Origin of the sequence: Hoeflea sp. EC-HK425, assembly GCF_902498795.1 — a bacterium.
In the GTDB taxonomy this organism is placed as follows: domain Bacteria; phylum Pseudomonadota; class Alphaproteobacteria; order Rhizobiales; family Rhizobiaceae; genus Hoeflea; species Hoeflea alexandrii.
In genome coordinates this window covers 60,323-80,401 of sequence record NZ_LR701572.1, presented here as the reverse complement: position 1 = coordinate 80,401, position 20,079 = coordinate 60,323, and the positions used below count along the sequence as shown (strand labels likewise).

General features: G+C 61.1%; 10 protein-coding genes. All 10 read right to left on the bottom strand.

What is annotated here, in order from left to right; genetic code table 11:
• Nucleotides 1–12: 12 nt before the first annotated feature.
• On the bottom strand, nucleotides 13–2,088 hold the full coding sequence (locus SPHINGO391_RS03230) for a hydantoinase/oxoprolinase family protein (RefSeq protein WP_152007479.1): 2,076 nt from the start codon (nucleotides 2,086–2,088) through the stop codon (nucleotides 13–15).
• The gene (locus SPHINGO391_RS03225; RefSeq protein WP_152007478.1) at nucleotides 2,088–2,588 is read right to left on the bottom strand and encodes a GAF domain-containing protein; all 501 of its coding nucleotides are present in this window, start codon (nucleotides 2,586–2,588) and stop codon (nucleotides 2,088–2,090) included. The genes SPHINGO391_RS03230 and SPHINGO391_RS03225 overlap by 1 nt, the downstream gene beginning before the upstream one ends.
• Nucleotides 2,585–3,403: an ATP-binding cassette domain-containing protein gene (locus tag SPHINGO391_RS03220; RefSeq protein ID WP_152007477.1), complete on the bottom strand. Its 819-nt coding sequence runs from the start codon at nucleotides 3,401–3,403 to the stop codon at nucleotides 2,585–2,587. The genes SPHINGO391_RS03225 and SPHINGO391_RS03220 overlap by 4 nt, the downstream gene beginning before the upstream one ends.
• Nucleotides 3,400–4,278, bottom strand: a complete 879-nt coding sequence (locus SPHINGO391_RS03215) for an ABC transporter ATP-binding protein (protein ID WP_152007476.1) — start codon at nucleotides 4,276–4,278, stop codon at nucleotides 3,400–3,402. Before SPHINGO391_RS03215 ends, SPHINGO391_RS03220 begins: the two co-directional genes overlap by 4 nt.
• Complete coding sequence (locus tag SPHINGO391_RS03210; protein WP_152007475.1) at nucleotides 4,275–5,108, bottom strand: ABC transporter permease; 834 nt, start codon at nucleotides 5,106–5,108, stop codon at nucleotides 4,275–4,277. Before SPHINGO391_RS03210 ends, SPHINGO391_RS03215 begins: the two co-directional genes overlap by 4 nt.
• Nucleotides 5,105–6,130 (bottom strand): ABC transporter permease, encoded by a 1,026-nt coding sequence (locus SPHINGO391_RS03205; RefSeq protein WP_210385759.1) that lies wholly within the window; start codon nucleotides 6,128–6,130, stop codon nucleotides 5,105–5,107. Before SPHINGO391_RS03205 ends, SPHINGO391_RS03210 begins: the two co-directional genes overlap by 4 nt.
• Nucleotides 6,131–6,213: 83 nt before the next feature.
• Complete coding sequence (locus SPHINGO391_RS03200; RefSeq protein ID WP_152007474.1) at nucleotides 6,214–7,809, bottom strand: ABC transporter substrate-binding protein; 1,596 nt, start codon at nucleotides 7,807–7,809, stop codon at nucleotides 6,214–6,216.
• Between the two features lie 35 nt (nucleotides 7,810–7,844).
• The gene (locus SPHINGO391_RS03195) at nucleotides 7,845–8,495 is read right to left on the bottom strand and encodes a cupin domain-containing protein (RefSeq protein WP_210385758.1); all 651 of its coding nucleotides are present in this window, start codon (nucleotides 8,493–8,495) and stop codon (nucleotides 7,845–7,847) included.
• Nucleotides 8,496–9,185: 690 nt separating this feature from the next.
• The gene (locus SPHINGO391_RS03190) at nucleotides 9,186–17,621 is read right to left on the bottom strand and encodes a VCBS domain-containing protein (protein WP_152007473.1); all 8,436 of its coding nucleotides are present in this window, start codon (nucleotides 17,619–17,621) and stop codon (nucleotides 9,186–9,188) included.
• A 1,815-nt stretch (nucleotides 17,622–19,436) separates the two neighbouring features.
• The gene (locus SPHINGO391_RS03180; protein ID WP_152007471.1) at nucleotides 19,437–19,799 is read right to left on the bottom strand and encodes a hypothetical protein; all 363 of its coding nucleotides are present in this window, start codon (nucleotides 19,797–19,799) and stop codon (nucleotides 19,437–19,439) included.
• Between the last annotated feature and the right edge of the window lie 280 nt (nucleotides 19,800–20,079).

Sequence of the window (20,079 nt, the reverse complement as noted above, 5' to 3'; positions counted from 1 at the left end):
CGTTTTCCCTTTTCAGTTCGCAAGCGTGATGATGACATTGCCGTAGCCGTCGATTGCCACCCGGTTGCCCGGATGCACGACAATCGTGGTTCCGGGATCCTCGATGATCGCAGGACCGGCGAATTCCATGCCGGGCTCGAGCTTCTCGCCGTCATAGATCTGCGCCAGATGGCGGCCCTCGGTGGCGTAGTCCACCTCACGCTCGCCCTTCCTTGCAGCACCCGCCTCAGTGGAACCGAGAGGCTTCTTCTCCATGGTCAGCTTGCCGACCTCCGCGGAGGCCACAAGGTGAATGCCGACCAGTTCGACGGGCGCGTCGAGACGGTAGGTGTATTCACGCTCATAGGTATCGTGGAACGAGGCCGCGATCTCCGCGATGCGTTCGGCGGTGACGTCGCCATCGCCCAGCAGCACCTCGGTCGTGTGTTCCTGATTCTGGTAGCGGAACTTGCCGAAACGCAGGAACTTGACCTTGGACGGGTCAACCCCTTCTGCCTCGAACTGGCTCTTCGCCAGCGCCTCGGTCTCTGTAAACAGCGCCTCGATGGAGGCTGCGCTGTCGGGCTTGAGGTCGGCGAGGCTGGTGACGAAGAAGTCGCGGCGCAGATCCGACATCATCATGCCCCAGGCCGAGAACACCGCGGCACCGGCGGGCACGACGACCTTCTTCACGCCCAGTTCCTGGGCCAGCGCCACGGCATGCATCGCACCGCCGCCGCCAAAGGCAACAAGGGTGAAATCGCGCGGATCGAACCCACGATTGAGCGAGACCAGCTTGAGCGCATTGACCATGTTGTTGTTGGCGATGCGGACGATGCCGCGCGCCGCCTCGTCGGTATCGACTCCGAGCTTCTCGCCGACGGCCCGGATCGATGCCTGGGCGGCCTCCATGTCGGCATCGACAGACCCGCCGCAGAAATAGTCCTTGTTGATGCGGCCGAGCCAGAGATTGGCATCGGTTGTGGTGGCCTCGGTACCGCCGCGGCCATAGGCCGCCGGCCCCGGGGCGGCGCCCGCCGATTGCGGGCCGACATGCAGCTTGGCGTAGTCATCGACCCAGGCGATGGAGCCGCCGCCATTGCCGATCTCGACCAGGTCGACCACCGGCACCATGATCGGATAGCCCGCCGAGGTACGGTCGCGCTCGATCCAGTAATCGGTCATGATCTTGACCTGGCCGTTCTCGATCAGCGAGCATTTCGCCGTGGTGCCGCCGATATCAAGCGCCAGCACATTGTCCTCGCCGATCATCTTGCCGAGTTCGGCCGCTCCCCAGAAGCCCGATGCCGGGCCGGATTCGACCATGGTGATCGGCACCCGCGCCACCGCGTCGAGCGAATCCACGCCGCAGTTGGACTGCATGATGTAGGGGCTGCCCTTGAAGCCGCGCGAGGTGAGACCCTCATCGAGCCGCTTGAGATACCGCGCCGCGACCGGCTGCACATAGGCTGACAGTACCGCCGTGTTGGTGCGCTCATACTCGCGCCATTCCCGGGTGATCTGGTGCGACGAGACGGTCGCGACTTCCGGCCACAACCGCTCGACTTCGGCCTGAACCGTCTTTTCATGCGCCGGATTGGCATAGGAATGCAGGAAGCAGATCGCTACCGCCTGAACGCCGTCAGCCTTGAAATCATTCAGGATCGCCGGAAGTCCGCTCATATCCAGCTTTTCGCGCTCGACACCCTTGTAGGTCATGCGTCCGGGCAGTTCGCGGCGCAGGTAACGTGGCACGAACGGCTGTGGCTTGCGGTAATGCAGGTTGAAGAAATCCGGGCGGTTGCCGCGGGCAATCTCCAACGTATCGCGGAAGCCCTCTGTGGTGATCAGTCCGACCTTGACGCCCTTGCGCTCGGTCAGCGCATTGATGACGACCGTCGTGCCATGGGCGAGGAAGTCGACGGTCGCAGGATCGACTCCGCCTTTCTCCAGCACATTGAGCACGCCCTTCTCGAAGTCCGGCGGCGTGGTGTCGGACTTTGCCGTGCGTATGGTGGACTTGCCGGTGGTCAGGTCGGTTTCAAAACAGACCAGGTCGGTGAAGGTGCCGCCGACATCGGTTGCAACGCGGATGGTCTTGTTTCCCATTAGAGCACACTCCTGGATGATATGGATTGGTTGAGCAGGAAGGCCGCCGCGCCGGGCAGCTTGAGAGCGTCGGAAGCTGCCACGCGCTCCGGCGTGTAATGGCCGGCCGCGTCGAGACAGTTGATCGTGCCAAACACCGCTCCGTTGACAATGATCGGCACATTGATCACCGATTGGCAGCCGAGCGATGAAATCAGTTCGTGGTCGGGAAAGACTTCGGCGATGGCGTCAATGTCATTGGCGACGAAGGTCTTGTGGCCATCGAGGACATGGTTTGTCCACCAGGTCTCGTTGACCGGCTTGGTGCCCAGTTCGGGATAGGCATCGGGCATGTTTGAAAAGATCCGCTGCGCACCACGCGTGCGGGCGTCGAATGTCATCAGGGTAAACAGCTTCACGCCAACGGTCTGCTGTGCAAACGCGCACAAGGCCTCGAATGTGGTCCGCGGCTGGTTGTCGGAAGACGCAAAGGCGTCGGCAAGATCATGCAATTGGTTCATTCCGTCGTTTCCTCCAGGCCCGCTGCCAGCGAACTGCGCAGCGCGGCTTCTTCAAGTGTCACCACAGGTACCGCGCTGATCAGACGGCGCGTGTAAGGGTGGGCAGGGTTTGCAAACAGGGTTTCGGTGTCTCCCAGTTCGACCATCCGCCCCTTTTCGAAGACGGCGATGCGCGTGGCGATGTTGCGCACCACGGACAGGTCATGGGTGATGAACACAAAGGTGAGATCGCGCGTTTCTCGCAACTGGTTGAGCAGCTTGAGGACCCGTGCCTGCACCAGGACGTCGAGCGCCGAAGTCGGTTCGTCCAGCACCACGATTTCGGACTGGCAGGCAAGCGCTCGTGCGATTGCCACACGCTGACGCTGACCGCCAGACAAGGCCGTCGGCGAACGTTTGGCAAAATCGGCGGGAAGCCCGACTTCTTCGAGAAGCGCGCCAACCAGGTCTGCCCGTTCGCTTTTTGCGCCTATATTGTGCACATCGAGCGCCAGACGCAGCGAAGCGCCGATCGAACGCTTCGGATTGAGCGAAGACAGCGGGTTCTGCTGCACCAGCTGGATGGCGCGGCGATGTTCGAGCTGGCGGCCTGCAGGCAGAACTGAACCATTCAGGCGGATCTCGCCGGATGTCGGCGGGTAAATGCCAAGGATCATGTTGGCGACAGTGCTCTTGCCGGAGCCGGATTCTCCGACGATTGCAAGACACTCGCCCCTGTTGACGGAAAACGAGATCGATTGCGCCGCATGGACCGCATCGGCTCCGGTTCCGAAGGTCTTGGAGACTGCATCGAGTTCGAGGATCGGACTGCTCATGCGCTGCCCTCCGCGTCATGGATTTCGAGCGGCGCGCCGAAATCGGGGGAATTCTCCTCGATATCGGGAATGCCGCCACCGGTCAGCCGAGGTACCGCCGCCATCAGCGCCCTTGTGTAGGGATGACGCGGGCCTTCGAAAACCGCGCGCGTCGGACCCTGCTCGACGATCCGGCCCTTGTAGATGACGTAGACCCGGTCGGCGAATTCACGGACCACGCCGAGATTGTGCGAGATGAACAGCACCGCGGTGTGGTGCTCTTCCACGAGCTTGCGCATCAGCTGAAGGGTCTGCGCCTGCACGGTCACGTCAAGCGCCGTTCCGGGTTCGTCGGCAATCAAGAGCGCCGGTTCGTTTGCAAGCGCCATGGCGATCATGACCCGCTGATTGAGCCCTCCGGACAACTGGAACGGAAACGCGTTGAGCACGCGTTCGGCGTCGCGGACCGAGACTTCCGCCAGAATGGCCGCGGCGCGTTCGAGCGCAGCATCCCGGGTTATGCTTGGATCGGCACGGCGCAGCACATCGTGGAACTGGTCGCCGATCCGGAACACTGGATTGAGCGAGGATGTCGGATCCTGGAAAATCATCGACATGGCCTTGCCGCGCAAAGCGTGCCGCTCGCGCTTGCTCAACTCGTCAAGCTCCCTGCCTTCGAAGAGGACGCTGCCGCTGATCCGCGCCGAACGCAGTTCCTGAAGCAACCCCAGCACGATGCGGGCGGTGACCGATTTGCCGGACCCGGATTCGCCGACCAGCGCCACGCGTTCGCCCGGTTCAACGGAAAGCGATATCCCGTGAAGCACCTCGGTGAAGCCGGTATAGCCCTTGAAGCCAAGCGTCAGGTTCCGGATATCGAGCGTCGGCGTACTCATTGCTCGGCTCCCAGAATGTCACGCAGCGCATCGCCGATCAGGTTGAAGCCGAAAACGGCAATCAGAATGGCGAGACCTGGGAAAATGGTTAGCCACCAGCTGTCGGGCAGATACTTGGCACCATCGGCCACCATCGAGCCCAGATCCGGCGTCGGCGGCTGGACGCCCAGCCCGAGGAAGGACAGTGACGAGGCGATCAGGATGACAAAGCCCATGTCCAGCGTCATCTTGGTGATAATCGCGGGCACGCAATTGGGCAGGATCTCGCGAAAGATGATGTGGGCCCTGGACGCACCTATCACTTCGGCGGCGAGCACATAGCCCTCTTCCTTCTCCCCGCGGGTGATGTTGTAGACAAGACGCGTGTACCAGGGCCACCACATGGCGGTCACGGCCAGCATGCCGTTGGCCAGCGTCGGCTGCAGCACGCCCATGATCGACATCGCCAGCACCAGCGGCGGCACGGACAGGAACACGTCGGTGAGCCGCATCAGCAGATACTCGGTCCAGCCGCCGAGATATCCGGCCACCAGGCCGATGGTGACGCCGATCGGAACGGCAATGGCCAGCACCACAATGCCCAGAATCAGGGAGATCCGGTAGGCGTAGAGGATACGGCTGAACATGTCGCGTCCGACAAGGTCGGTCCCGAAGATGTAGGGCCATTCGGGCGGCTTGTTGAAGTTGGCGAAATCCACCACCGCGCCACTGTGCTCGGGAAACGGCGCGATGAAATCGGCAAACACTGCGGAGAGGATCACCACCGAGACCAGGACAACGCCCAGCAGCGAGAGCGGATTGGCCAGAAGGATGGCAAGGGTGCGTTTCATGCCGGCCTCTGAGAGTAGCGAATGCGGGGATTGAGAAGTGCGATCAGCAGATCGACGATGATGTTGACCAGCAGGAAGGTGGCCGAGATGATCAGCACCGTGCCGACAATGGCGTTGAGATCCTTACGCAGGATCACCGCCACGCCGTAGCGCGACAGGCCCGGCCAGGCAAAGATCGCCTCGACCAGAAACGCGTTGCCGAGCATGGCCGCGAAATCGAGGCCGATGATTGTCAGCGACGGGATCAGCGACGGGCGGAACGCGTAGTGATTGGCAATTCGGCGCGCAGGAAAGCCGAAGGACTGCGCCATTTCGATATAGGGCTTGTCGTAGGTTTCCACCATGTTGGCGCGGGTCAGCCGCGCCGCCTGGCCGATACCCGACAGGGCCAGCGCGAATGCCGGCAGCACGATGTGCCAGGCGGCGTTGCCAAAGGCGCGAACGTCTCCCTGGAGCAACGTATCGATCAGAAGGAAACCGGTTACGGAGGAAATCGCATAGCTGTCGGAGATACGGCCGGCGATCGGAAACAGCGGCAGATAAAAGGCAAACAGCAGCATCAGGATCACCGCCCAGACAAAGCTTGGCGCCGACACCCCGAGCAGCGAGACCAGCCGGATCATGTTGTCCGCCGCCCGCCCGCGCCAGCGCGCCGACCAGATGCCGAGCGGCAAACCGATACCGACCATCATCAGACCGGCAACCAGCACAAGCTCCAGCGTCGCCGGCAGATAAAGCGCGATATCGGCTGTCACCGGCCGGTTGGTGTAGAGAGAAACACCGAGATCGCCCCGGGCAACGTCGGCGACGAAATGACCGTACTGGACGACGATATGATCGTTGAGATGCAGGGCAGCCCGCAAATCGGCGATCTGTTCGGCAGTTGCATTCGGTCCCAGCGCAATACGCGCAGGGTCGCCGGGAATGATCCGGGCTATGGCGAATATCAGCATGGACACGCCGATGAGGACAATCAGCGACGTTGCCAGCCGCTTCGCAAGAAGGCGGGCCAGGGGTATCATGGTCTTGTGCTCCATCAGGCCGGGAAAGCTTGCCGCCCAAGGTCACCTAGGGGCGAGCGCTCCCGGCCGTCCCGGGAGGGTCCTTAGTCAGCGACTTCCATCAGCCGGAAGGTGAAACCCATTCCGTCCAGACCGAAGGCTTTCGAGGGGTCGGACAAGGCCGGAACCTTGACACGGGCACTGGCTGCGAACACCGACTGGCGGTCATAACCATAAATGGTGGGCGCGATCTCCATCAGCCGGGCATTCAGCGCGGCATAGGCTTCCTCGCGTCCCTCCGGCGTGGCGGCGGTCCGGCCTGCCTCGAGTTGCTTGTCCACTTCGGCGTCGTTGAGATATTCGGGCGACTGCCAGGTGCCGGCTGCTGACGAGTGGTACATGCCGTAAAGCAGCGTGTCGGGATCGCCGGTTACTGCGTTGACGAAGAGCTGCGACAGATGCGGCGTGTTCTCGGGCTTTGACACCTGTTCGGCAAACAATGCCCAGGGCAGCTTCTTGATTTCGGATTTGACCCCAAGTTCCGCATAGTTTGCCTGCATAAGCAGTGCAAACCGCTCTTCCACCGGCACTTCCGCGATCCAGGAGATTTCAAGCGTGAAATCCTCGGGCTTGTACTTGCACTCGGCCAGATGCAGCTTTGCAGCCTCCAGGTCACGGGTGAGCACCTGATCGGCCGGGTTGGCTCCGAACATGCCGACCGGGATCGCGCCAGTGGACGCTGCACCCTGGGAGACCGTATCGGTGACCGCAATCATCTTGATCGCCGCGCCGTAGTCGAACGCTTTGGCAAAGGCCATGCGGCAGTTCACGTCATCCAGCGGCGGCTTGGTGGTGTTCATCTTGACGTAGAAAGCCCCGGTACCGCTTTCCGTCAGCACCTGCGCCCCGTTTGCGGCCAGCGCCTTGATAACTTCGGGCGGCAGCCACTGCGAGGCAATGTCATGCTCGCCCTGTGCGATCAGGGTGCGCACGGTCGCCGCTTCCAGGCCGTAGCGAAGACGCGCGGTATCGGGAGCGGGAGCCGGAACGCCGAGGAAATAGTCGGGGTTCTTCTCCATCACGGTTTCTTCCTGCGGATTGTGCGAGACAATCCTGTAGGCCCCGGTCCCAGCGCTGGTGGATGTGAGGTAGGCAGCACCCCAATCCTTCATTTCGCCTTCGCCCTCGCCGAGGTTGGCCATCACCGTCTGCTTGTCGACGATCGGCAGGCGCAGGAGTGAAGCAACAAAGGGTGCATAGGGCTTGGTAAGTGTGAATGTGACGGTGGAAGCATCGACGGCCTCGGCCTTCTCGACATTGGCAAACAGGTAGGAAAGCCCCTTGCCCATCGCCTTCATCCGGTCCAGCGAGAACACCACGTCCTCGGCTGTCATCGCATTGCCGGAAACGAATTTCACATCGTCGCGCAGCTTGAATGTGTAGCTGGTGCCGTCGCCTTCCCAGCTTTCTGCCAGGTGTGGAACATGGCCGGGAGCCCCCTGGGCCGGCAGCACCAGCGTGTCATAGACATTGAACATCAGGATCGAGTCGGCATAGTCCGAAGCAATCGCCGGATCGAGTTCGCCGACGGCGACTTCATCAAGCCGCAAAACGCCGCCTGCCTGCGCACTTAGAGGCGCTGTTGCCAGCATGGTCGACGCCATGGCGGCAATCGAAAGCAATTTGAGTGGTTTGGTCATCTGTTGAGCCCTCTCTGAGTTCAGACCTTCAAGGATCATTTGTGGTGATTCAGGTGTCCTGCCCGGTTCCCGGGTTCTTGGTTTTGCTGCGGATTGTCGCCAAACACGTCCATCGTGCAGACGTGCAGGATGGTGGCCGGCTCGGCGGTATGGTTCCACGACGAGTGCCGCCGCATCGATGCGAAGTGAATCGAGTCCCCGGCCTGCAGCACGGTCGTTTCGTCTTCGACCTCGAGCGTGATGGCACCCTGCAGGACAAAGAACATCTCTTCGCCCACATGCTGAATCGGCTCGGAACGATAGCCCGGAGGCTCGTGAACGATAACGGAATTGAGAACACTGCCCGGAAACGTGGTCGAAAGACGCTCGTAGCTCAATGCAGCCTTGTCCACCGCGTAGATCGGGCGCTCATTGTGTCGCGTAAGTTGTGACTTACCTTCGGGTTGAGCGAGGAAGGTGGTTACATGGGAATCGAGAACGCCGGCGATCGATGCCAGTGACGACAGTGACGGAACGGTAAGCCCGCGCTCGACCTGTGAAATGAAGCCGACGGACAATCCGGCGCCGTCGGCAACTTCCTTGAGTGTGAGCGACAATTCGCGGCGTCGAGCCCGCAAGCGCTTGCCCAGGGGGTCCTCAGTCTTGCCGGTATCGATGATCGCTTCCGCTGCAGTCTGATTGGTCAACTCATGCCCCCAATTTTAGTATTGGTAAAATTTAGGAGCATTTGCTTTTGCGTGTCAAGCAGATTTTACCAATACTAAAACTTCGGTCGCGTCCGTCAATGGCCTTCGATCACCCAGTCGACCACCAGAATTGCGTGGAATCCTCCCCTCTGCGATGCATTCTCAGGCCTCCTGCTTGGCATGGTCAGGAATCCAGGGAACATCATTCTGACCAAAGGCGGCTAGCGGCGAACGGCAGCATCAAGGCGTCCCCGCATTGCGAACACCGCCTTGTGCGCTTCCAACGCACCAATTGACCGCTTTGAAGTGCGCCTTTGCCACTCCCCGCAGCCTGATGGGGAAAGCCCCAGATCTTGATCTGGCCCTGTCACATCGCCAAACGCGCAACAATCGATTTTGCTTGTTTACTCTGGGCAAACAGGGATGAGAGGGTTCTGCCACATCATCGGTCGCAGTATGGCGGCCATGGATTTAATCCCCGGCACGCCCACCGTCCCCTCAAGGTCTTGTCAACACCGGACCAGACAAAATTTCAGCCGGGAAGCCCCAGCTTTCCCGGCCAACACTCGGAAGAGTGCTTGAACCGCGTGAAGACATGCTGATCTCGCATTTCTCACCACGCAATTCGTGCACGAACATCCCGGTCAACGCACCGCGGCCGGGATTGTCCGGCCGTGCGCAAACGAAGCATCATATGACCACGGTCACATCGGCAGGATCGTCATCAACCAGGATTCTGAGCCCGTTTGTCGCTGGCACATCGATGAATTCAGCGATCCGGACAAAGCCCGCGCCACCCGCGGTTCCGTCCACGTCAACTTCCAGGAAAACCCCGTTCATCTTCACGTAGTCCGCCGCATGGCCGACAACAGTTTCCCCTCCGAGCAGCGACGACAGATCCACCACATCGCCCTCGGCAAAATCGTAATCTGCGATCAGGTCGCGGATGTTCGCGCCGGCATCGGCGAGAGCGTCCGCATCAAAGACGAAGGTATCGGCCTGGCCGCCGCCAAACAGAATGTCGCTGCCCAGGCCACCATTGAGCAGTTCCGCCCCGCCCTCTCCAAGAAGCACATCGTCCCCGTCAGTACCCAGGATCGGCGCTTCGTCCACCCCGGTCAGCACCACGTCGATATCCTCGCTCACCGTCCCGCCATTGCCGTCGTCTATGGTCACCGTGTAGGTCTGGGTAATCGTTTCCCCTCCCGCCAGGTGCTGGATGTCGGCATCGGAAACGTTGAAGGTCCAGTTGACGGTGCCGTTGCTGCCACCGCTCAATTGGGTAGTGACGGCAGCGGAGAAGCTGCCCAGATAACCGGCCGCCGACGGAGAGACTGAAACAGTGTGCGTCTCTCCGACATCGTCATCGGTGTAACTGATCGTGCCTGCGGTGGTCTCGGTACCCGGCAGCTGCACCACCGAGATTTCATCCACGAACATCAGGTTCACTCTGTTCTCAAGCGCCAGCGTCAGCGTCGACGTGTCGGATGTAGCCGTGAACGTGTAGGTGAATTCCGTGTAGTTCGGCAGCGGCCCCCTGTAGGCGAGGTCGACTATGGATGCGACGGTCGCGCCGTTCCAGGTCACATGCAACGAATTGTCCGGCGCGGCATTGCCGTTGTTCTGAGCCCAGAAACTGATCGTGTAGGTCACGCCGGCAACCGTGCTGAATGTCTGGCTCATGGTCGCCGGGGTATGAGGAGCGTATACCGTCCACCCGCCAGCGGCATAGCCGCCCGCATGGACATATTGGTGGTAGCCGGACACATACGGCCCGCTGAAGGACCAGCCGCTCGAATTGCCCGTTTCAAAGCCGCCATTGGTGATCAGGTTCGTACCGCCTGCATAGGAGGCGTCCTCGGTCACCCCGCCGTCGGTGTGCGCAGTGATGACAGGCGCGACCGGCGCACTGTCGATCGCCAGTTCGAACGTGTCGGAGACCGACAGGCCGCCGCTGTCCGTCGCCGTGACAATGACATCCAGGGTCTCTCCCGCAACGCCTACCGAAGGTGGCGTGCCGGTCAGCCGCCCGGTCACCTCGTCGATTGAAAGCCAGGCCGGAAGTGGCGCGCCGCCGTTCAATGTCGCCGAAAAGCTGAGAACATCGCCCGGATCGATATCGGCGAACGACCCCGAGACATCAATGTCCACGACGATGTTGGAGAACACCGCCGCATCGGCAATGTTGGTGACCAGCACCGGTGCATCATTGAGATTCTCGATCGTGAGGCTGACCGTATCGGTGTCGGCGGAATAGGCAGTCCCGCCACCAACAGTTCCCGGAGCAGAGATCTTGCCCCGTGGACTCGCTACACCATCCCACGCACGGAAGGTGATTGCCTGATCGACTGTGCCCACGTAACCTGCATTGGGTGCGAAATAGAGCTGGTCCTGGGACCTCAGGTTCAGCACCTGGCCGGGCGCCAGATTGGCATTGAACCAGTACGGCCTGCCATCCGGCGCGTTGTACCCATCCAAATGATAGTACCAGACGCCATGGCTGGTATCGAAGGCAGTGATCGACATGCCGGGCGCAGACGTCTTGCCATCCACATCGCTGACATTTCCCACGCTGCCGCCCGGAGCGTTGACCAGTGTCGAGACCTGCGTGCCGACATCGCCGATCGGCAGCCCGGCATCCTCGGCCTGCGTCATCGCCGGAGAGGCGGCAACATCAAGCACCGGCGTATCGTTGCTGCCGGTTACCTCAACCTGAAGCGCACCGGTCGAGCCATCCGAACCATTTCCATGGAGCCGGTAGATGATGTCGATCTTCGCCGTTTCGCCGCGCCGCATGCTCTGCCAGGCGCTGTTGTTCAATTCGACCTGGATCCGGTTGCCGGCATCGACGGTGATGGTAAAGAACCCCGACGTCAGCGGGTCGAGACTTGTCCCCATGGCCAACCCCGGTGCCCCATAGACGCGGATCGTGCTGAGGCTGATGCTGTTGGCTGCCCCCGCATCCACGTCCAGCGTGTCGTTGCCGAGCACGTCGAACACCCGGGCCACGGCCTCGTCTTCGCTGATCCTGAACTCCGGAAGCGAGCCATTGGGGTTGTCGTTCCTTGCCACCGGCAGGTCGTTGGTGCCCGCGATGGTGAAGACCAGCGCCTGCGAGGCAGATGTCGCAGTGCCGTCGGAAACGATAATGTCGTAGGCCACGGTCAGCGTCTGACCGGCTGCCAGGAAGTCGAGATCGGCGGCAGACGGATCCCAGCTGTAGTCGATCCCGGCCGAACTGTCGCTGGAAACAGGGCCGCCAAGCGTGAGCGCGCCGCTTGCAAGCGCTGCCGTCAGTGCTGCCTGCTGCGCCGCTGACAAGGCGCCGCCGCTCCAGGTGATCACCGGCGTCCCGGCTTGCGCCGTCAATGTGTCGCCGGCGTCCGCATCGGTGACCGACAGCGTCCCGGTGACCGGCGCAATATCCTGCATCGAGGCATCCGCGATCTCGGCAACAGCCGAGGTCTGCACGATTGGCGCGATCTCCGGCGCGTCGTTGACCGGGTCGATCGTCACCGTGAAGGTTTCGGTCGTGGTGGCTGCATCTCCGTTGGAGGTCTCGGTGGACGTCACCGAAACCCTCAAGTCGAACGAGCCGTTCCAGTCCTGCGGCGCTCTGAGGGTGAGGCCGTTCAGATCAGCCTGGGTCAGCGTCCAGGTGCCGTCATTGTTGTTGGTTCCGGCAGACAGGATGACGCCGGCGGGCACATCGGAGATGGTCACGTCAGACAGTGTTTCCGAACCATCCGTATCGCTCAGTGCGACCGAGAGATTGATGGCGATATCGGTGTCCTCATTCCCGCCTGCTCCCGGGGGAAGCTCGAAAAGGCGATGCTCGATCTCGCCCGCACCGGAATCCTGATCCCAGACAACGACGAGTGTTCCGTCATCCGTAACCGCGACCCCCGAGCCACTGAAGGCGCCATGCCTGTATTGATCTCCCTCGATGTTGTCGTTGATCCTGAATTCCCCGCCCTCGGGCGCGCCGTCGCTGGCAAAGCGCTGCGCATAGACGCCCCAGACGCTGCCATCCTGATTGTACGACGACCAGGTCACGACATAGCCGCCGTCGATCGCAGACACGGAAGAATTGACCTGATCGCCCTGGGTCTCGGTGTTGACCCGCGTCTCCACACCCTGGGGCGTGCCGTCGCTGGCATAACGCTGCGCATAGACGCCCAAGCCGTCGCCATCCTGACCCGAAGACGACCAGGTCACGACATAGCCGCCGTCGATCGCAGACACGGAAGAATAATCCTGGGTGTTCGCCGTGGTGGCATTGACCCGCGTCTCCCCGCCCTGGGGCGTGCCGTCGCTGGCATAACGCTGCGCATAGACGCCATTGCCGTCGCCATCCTGATTGGACGACGACCAGGTCACGACATAACCGCCGCCGTCGATCGCCGACACGGAAGAATAGATCTGGTGGTTCGCCGTCGTGGTGTTGACCCGCGTCTCCCCGCCCTGGGGCGTGCCGTCGCTGGCATAACGCTGCGCATAGACGCCATAGCCGTCGCCATCCTGATTGGACGACGACCAGGTCACGACATAACCGCCGCCGTCGATCGCCGACACGGAAGAATAAATCTGGTGGTTCGCCGTCGCGGTGTTGACCCGCGTCTCCCCGCCCTGGGGCGTGCCGTCGCTGGCATAACGCTGCGCATAGACGCCCCAGCGGTCGCCATCCTGACTGTAAGACGACCAGGTCACGACATAGCCGCCCTCGATCGCAGACACGGAAGAATATTCCTGGTGGTTCGCCGTCGTGGTGTTGACCCGCGTTTCGACGCCCTTGGGCGTGCCGTCGCTGGCATAGCTCTGCGCATAGACGCCCCAGCCATTGCCATCCTGATTGTAAGACGACCAGGTCACGACATAGCCGCCGTCGATCGCCGACACGGAAGCATATTGCTGGGTGTTCGCCGTGGTGGCATTGACAACGACATCACCCGAGAGCGGAACCGGGTCGCCAATGCCGGGTACGCTGATCACCGGCGCGTCCGCCACCGGCGCGACGTCGATGCTGACGGTGCCCTCGTCCGTGCCGGCTCCATTGTCGAGCGTGTAGGTGAACGACGCCTGGCCCGAGAAGTTCGCGTCCGGTGTGAAGGTGATGACGCCGGCATTGAGCGACACCGCACCGTTGACCGCATCCGAGACGCTGGTGATCGACAGCGGCTGCTCTCCTGGCGGATTGCTGTCATTGCTGATGAGATCCGCCACCGCGAAACTGATCGCGGTGTCTTCGTCGGTCTTTGCGGTATCGTCCACCGCTGTCGGCCCTTCCGGCACGTCTGTGACCGTGACCGCGATATCCTGCGTATCGATACCTCCGGCACCATCGGACACTTGCACTTGCACATCGTACACGTTGTTTCCGCCCGTATCGGCGGCGAGTTCGAAATTGGGCGCGTCGGCAAAGCTGAGCGCGCCGGTGGTGCTGTCGATCCGGAACAGTGCGGCATCCGCCCCCCCGGAGATGGAATAACTTGCCGCACCGCCGTCAACATCCGTCGAGGTTACGGTTGTAATCGCCGTGCTGTTCTCTGCAATGGACACCGTAGCCGTCGATGCGCCGCCATCCGACGTGATCACCGGCGCGTCGTTGGTGCCGGTAACGGTGACGGTGATGGTCTTGGTAACCGTATCGCCGTCGCTGTCCTCCACGGTGAAGGGGATCTCCATCAGCAGGGATTCGCCTTCGGCCAGGGCATCGAATGCTGTCCCCGGCGTGATGCTGACATCATAGCCGGTTGCCGTCTGGACCAGGGCAATGCCGGGTGTGCCCGGCACCACGCCCGCAGGCAGGTTGGAATAGGTCGGCGTTCCAAGAGTAACGGTCACATCGTCGGCGCCGGAAATGTAGGCCTCGCCGGCTTCGACAGTGGCACCGTCTCCTTCAACAAGAGAGATCAGGGTGGCCGTGTTCTCTTCCACTGTCGCGGTGACGTTTACCGCATCGGGCGCATCGTCATTGATGGTGACGGTGAAGGTGTTCTCAGCGGTTTCGCCGGCGCTGTTCTTGGCTGTTACCGTGAAGTCGAGCGGCATGCTGTTGCCGTCGCCGGGACCTACATGATCGAGATTGCCGCGAAGTTCGAAAGTGTACGCCACCTTGAAGCCTCCGGATCCGTCGGCAACAATCTTGACCTCAAGAACGAATATGGTCTCACTGGTCCGGAAGTTGATGGCTTCGAGCCTCTGTAAGCCTGGGCCTGGATTGATTAACAACGAGTAGCCCAGCGCCTGACCATCTGAGCTCAGGAGTATGAGGTTCCCCGACGGATCGAGCGGAGTGGCGCCGGACGTTTTAATCCGCGCAGACAGGCCGACCGAACTGTAGTCATTGAAACTGAGACCGACATCTCCACTGAAGGTCAGCGCGCCGGAATTGCCATTGGTCAGATCTTCCTCGTTGACGACGAAGTTGTCAGCCGCGCTGACCGTCGGCGCATCGCTGGTGCCTGTGACCGTGATCACCACATTCTGGGTTACGGTGCCGCCGTTAAAGTCATAGATCGTTACCATATAGGTCAGTTCGACACTGTCGCCGTCGCCGAGGAAATCCACGACGGAGTTGGCGACATGGTAGGTCCAGCCGGTCGAGCCGACGCCTGTCGTGTTGGAGAAGTTCGACAATGCCGCATCGTCCAGCGAGAACCCCGCCTTCAATGCGGCGATCTGCTCATCCGTCGGCGTGTAACCGTGGGCAAACGACATGTTCGTCACCGTGCCGCCGTTATGGCTGGCCTCGGGATCGTCCGACAGGTCGACATCCAGAAAGCTGATGGTCCCGGTCGCAGCGGCCGGATCAGGGTCAATGCCGCCCACCACATCGGCCGTCTCTTCGACCGCCCCCGTCTGTGCGCCCGAAGTGATCACCGGGCGGTCATTGCGCCCGGTGATGGTGACCGAAACGGTAGAGGTGGTGGTGCTGTTGGCCTCGCCTTCATTGTCATCAAGAGTGACGGTGTACGTGAGCGTGACCTGCTGGCCAGCGGACAGGTAGTCGAAGGCGCGGTCGACCGCGGCAAAGTTCCACCTCAGCGATCCGAATTGAGTGTTGATTGCCTTGGAAACAGAGTTGATGGAAACAGCGTTGTCGATCAGCGAGATATCGAGCCCTGCTGTCACTCCGGTCGCGCCTGCAAACGATGCATCGGCGTTGTGACCGACATCGTCCCGGTCCGCGTCGTAAAACAGCATGGTGCCGTTGTGTGTTTCCAGCGCATCCGATCCGGTCTGGTTGCGGTTCTCGCGCCCGGACGCAGTGGATGGAAACAGGATTTCCGGGCGATCATTCGTGCCGGTGATCGTGATTGGCACCTGCTGGGTTGTCACGCCGCCATCGCCATCCGAGAGTTCGACGGTGTAGGTCAGCGTCACCGACTGCCCCTTGGCCAGGTAGTCAAATGTCAGGTCGGGTACGGAGAAGGAATAGTCTATCGAGCCATCGCCGGACCCGGCGGGCTTTGCAACAGCGTCGATTGTCAGGAAAGCGCGCAGAACGCTGTCCGGCAAGGGGATTCCCAGAATGGACAATCCATCGGACTCCCCCGAGCGGATGACCGCGCCGACGACGCTGGCGCTGTGCCCGGTGTCGGACAGATCGACATCGGTGAATGTCAGTTGACCGAACGCAGTGACAGCCGCAAGCGAGAGCGTCGAATCGACGAGTTCGGAGCTCGAGGCGCCAGCCGTGACGTCGATCACCGGCGCATCATTGGTGCCGGTAATGGTCACCACGATCTGGCTCACGGCCGAGGCAGCGGTGCCGGTTCCGCTGTCATCCTGAACAATCACGTCGTAGGTGATGGTCAGCGTCTCGCCGGCGGAGAGGAAGTCCAGTGCGCTATCAGCGACCGCGTAAGTCCAGTCAGCGGTGTCAGCGCTCTGATTGAGAGCATTCACAACCAGTGCTCCCGGATCAGCCGTCGGGTTGGCGCCGGCCGACCATACTGCCGAGACGAAGCTCTGGCTGGCCGTGTGCGTGTCGGTCACATCGACATCGGACAGAACGATCCGCCCCGTTGCCGTCAGCGACGTTGCCGCACCCGTCATGTCGGTCTGCTCGGTGATCGTGCCGGCGAGAACCGAAGTCCCCTCGATCACCGGCTGATCATTCGTGCCTGTCACGGTGATGGTCACCGTTTGCGTCACGGTAAAGATGCCGTCATTGATCTGCACATCAAAGGACAGGGTAATGACTTCGCCGCTGGCCAGGATATCAACCGCTTCATTGCCGACCTGATAGGTCCAGTCGATAGAGCCGCCTGCAGCCGTGGTCGATTCGACGGTGATCCCGCCGGGCGTGTCGAGGCTGAAGCCGGCGAGCAACGCATCAAGCTGTGCGGCGGTGAGCGAGCCACCGCTCTTGAGCACCTGGGAGACCACGTTGCTGGCTGAGATTTCGGCGGTGCGGGTCTCGCCGAAATCCGGATCGAAGAAGGTGATCGAGCCGGTGGCGGCAACCGGGTCGGCATCGACGCCGCCAGGGTTGTCGGCCGATTCGACGATCTCGCCGGCGGAAACGCCACCGCCAAGCACCGAGGCGACATTGCCAGGTTCGATGATCTCGTCACCGGCACCATCGCCAGTCCCACTGGCTGCGTCGTCCCCCAGCAGGCCCAGCGTTTGCAACTTGCCATCGATGATCGTGGCATCGCTGGAATCCCCGAACTCTCCGCCCGAGCCAGTCGGCGCTTGCGGCGTCACCGACAGCGTGTTGTTCGGACCGGCGGCGACGTTGAAGCCGCTGGTTTCCAGCGCCGCAACCAGCACCTCCTGCGGCACCTCGATGTCGCCGATGACGAAGGTCGGCACGCTCAGAGCGCCGCCAATGATCCGGATCTGGGAACCGTCCGGCTGAACCAGCAGCAGGTCGTTGCCGTCCAGCTGGATGTCCTCGATGCTGGTATCTGCCGCAAGCGTCACGCGATTGCTCGCGTCAGGAACGATCACGCTGATCCCCGGCGCTCCGCCGGATGCGGAAGGATCGGATGGAGGAGTGCCCGCCGGGTCGGTACCGGTGTCGGCCTGGGCCAGCAAAACCGCATCCATGCCGCTGTCGGATGAGCCGCCGTCGATTGTGGTTTCAGAAGCATCAACAAAATCAATTTTCAACATAAACGTGTTCCTGGCTAAAATTACCCTTTTTTAACCAGTTAGTATTTCACAAACAATTTCTTTCACATCTTTACTACATATAAATATATGCAATAATCTCTCTGTTAAAGATTTGGTTAATTTGGAGCATAATTTAATATGCTTTTAGCAACCATTACTTTAGCATATTCGCAAAATATGCCGTCTTACACGCAACTCACCCACGCCTGAACAAAAATGGTTTCGATCAATTTTTATCGAAACAACACCGGTTTCGTTAGTTCTGTTTGTTTCTAAGATCTTATGTTTATTTGAGTAGTCTTCTCCCAACAAACGGGGAAGGCCAAAAAGATGTATAGCTTTGCAAAAGAGACAGTAACTCTCAGAAATACTGCAATTGCATTCTCTTTGTTCTGCGCCACCGCAGCACAGGCCAATGTCTTCGCCGAACCCGAGGCACAACTCCAGGTCTCATCCCCCGCCGCCACGCCGGTCCTTCTGGCCGAGACCAGGGTCCCCGCTCCGCAATGGCCCGTTCCCGCCCTGCGCGCATCCACTCTTCACCTGACCGCGGCCGGGCTCGCGCCGCTTGCCTTCGTCGACACAACCCGTTCAGCCTATGCCCTACCCGCTCTTACCCTGTCGGCAGGTCTTGCAGCTCTCGCACCCCGCGACCGGATCACCACCGCCTCGATCCCCGTCCCCGCGCCCCGCCCCGCAACCCGGGCCGCCAGGCAGGACACCAGTTATCAGGCCACCAGTTATCAGGCCACAAGCCAGGCCGTCAGCCGCACCATCCGCCAGGACCGGCCGCTGTTCGGCGCCCACCGCATCCGCTTCGGCAAGATCGGCAGCGGCGCCCNTCGGCGACCGCAATCAGTCGACCTGGAAGCGGCTCGGGGTTTGCATCGGCGATGATGACGGGCTTGGTTTGGCCGAGCACTTTTTTCGAGACGATATCGCGCAGCTCCTCGTCATCAAGCCGCCGTGCGAGAGAGCCTTTCAGGCACTCAAAGGATTTCCGGCGCCGGGTGTCTGCAAGCGCCTTGTGCCGACCGGACAGAGTCTGGCTGTGACCGATCCCGCCAAGTGACGTGAAGAATGGCAAGACCAGGCCGTTCTCCAGCATCAGGCCAAATTCGCGGACAAAATCATAAACGGGAACCCGGACGGCGAAGATCGCGGTTCTGCTCTTGATCACTGACAGCAGCTGATTGAGCACCCGATCATCGCGGCCGGCGGCGTTCGCAAGCAGAAGAGCAGTCGCAACTTCCGCTGGCTTGAGGCTAGGCGCCAGGCCTTGAACAATCGAGAGGACCTGTTCCCGGCGCGCCGCCAGATCTTTCTGAAACAGCGAAATGCGACCAGGTGCGCCTTGTGGCCGTCCCTTTGACGCAACGCCCGCACTCGAGTTTCCATTGGCGAAGTCGGCGGGCGGTTCGACCTTGCTACCAGGACCCAGCGCGGATTTGTACGCTTCGATACGACCTTCAGCATGGGCTTCTCCGGCCGCGTTGAATTCATCCAGATCTACAGATCCAGCGAACTCGCTGAACTCATCAGCCTCGGCCTTGGACCCGGCATGTTTGCTGCTCTTCATTGACGCCTCAAGGGTTTTCCGGATGAGTTCCCGGTCACAATCCTGGTCGCCTGAGAACTGCACCGCTTGATCGGCGGTCAGCTGCCAAACTGTGCCGCTGTGGTCATGCTCTCCAAGCGGTTTGCAATCGAGAACCCCTGCGTGGACAGCCTGTTCAAGGACGGCCAGCCGGGCAGCACGGCGCTGGCGGGCGATGAGATAGCGAGAGACGCGGTTGGTGATGCTGTGCTTGCTCATCATTTCGACTCCTCAACACATGAGGAGTACTCGACAAGCGTCGGGAAATTGGCAGGCAGAAACCGCCGATTTCCATCGAGCCAATCGCGCAAGATCAAGCCGACGGGATGTTTGAAGCGGCACATGAGATCCAAATTCTCTTTGACCAACCGCCGCAGCTTCACTCGCGGAGCTTTGCCAGATGTGGCCTGCCGCAAGACTTGGCGGGCAGTCCAGACAGCGACCGCATCCGCCAGTTCCGGGCTGTCTGGCGGGCGTTTGAGTCCCATGATCCGGACCTTTTCTTGATCGCGCGCCCGTTCTTCAGCCGTCAGCACGCGGGTCGTTTGACGGCGACGCCGATCGGATGTCGTCCGATCCATAGTCCCGCTCGGCCGCCGGCTCCGCGGAGGACGTGCAGAAGCAGCATCACCAGGGTCGACTGGCGAGACCGATGGCTGAGCCGAAGCTGGTGAGGGAGGTTTTGCGCCTTGCTTTGGAAATTGGATGATATTTCCAGCGGGGGAATGGGTGGCGGGTGGCTTTGGAGAACGCATGACAAATCTTTCCTTTGAGCCGGTCGCAAAGATCGGCCTGTGAGTTGAACAACAATGGTCTTGGGGTGACGCGTGCCAGCCGCAAAGCGGGGTGCGCCTTCAGAAC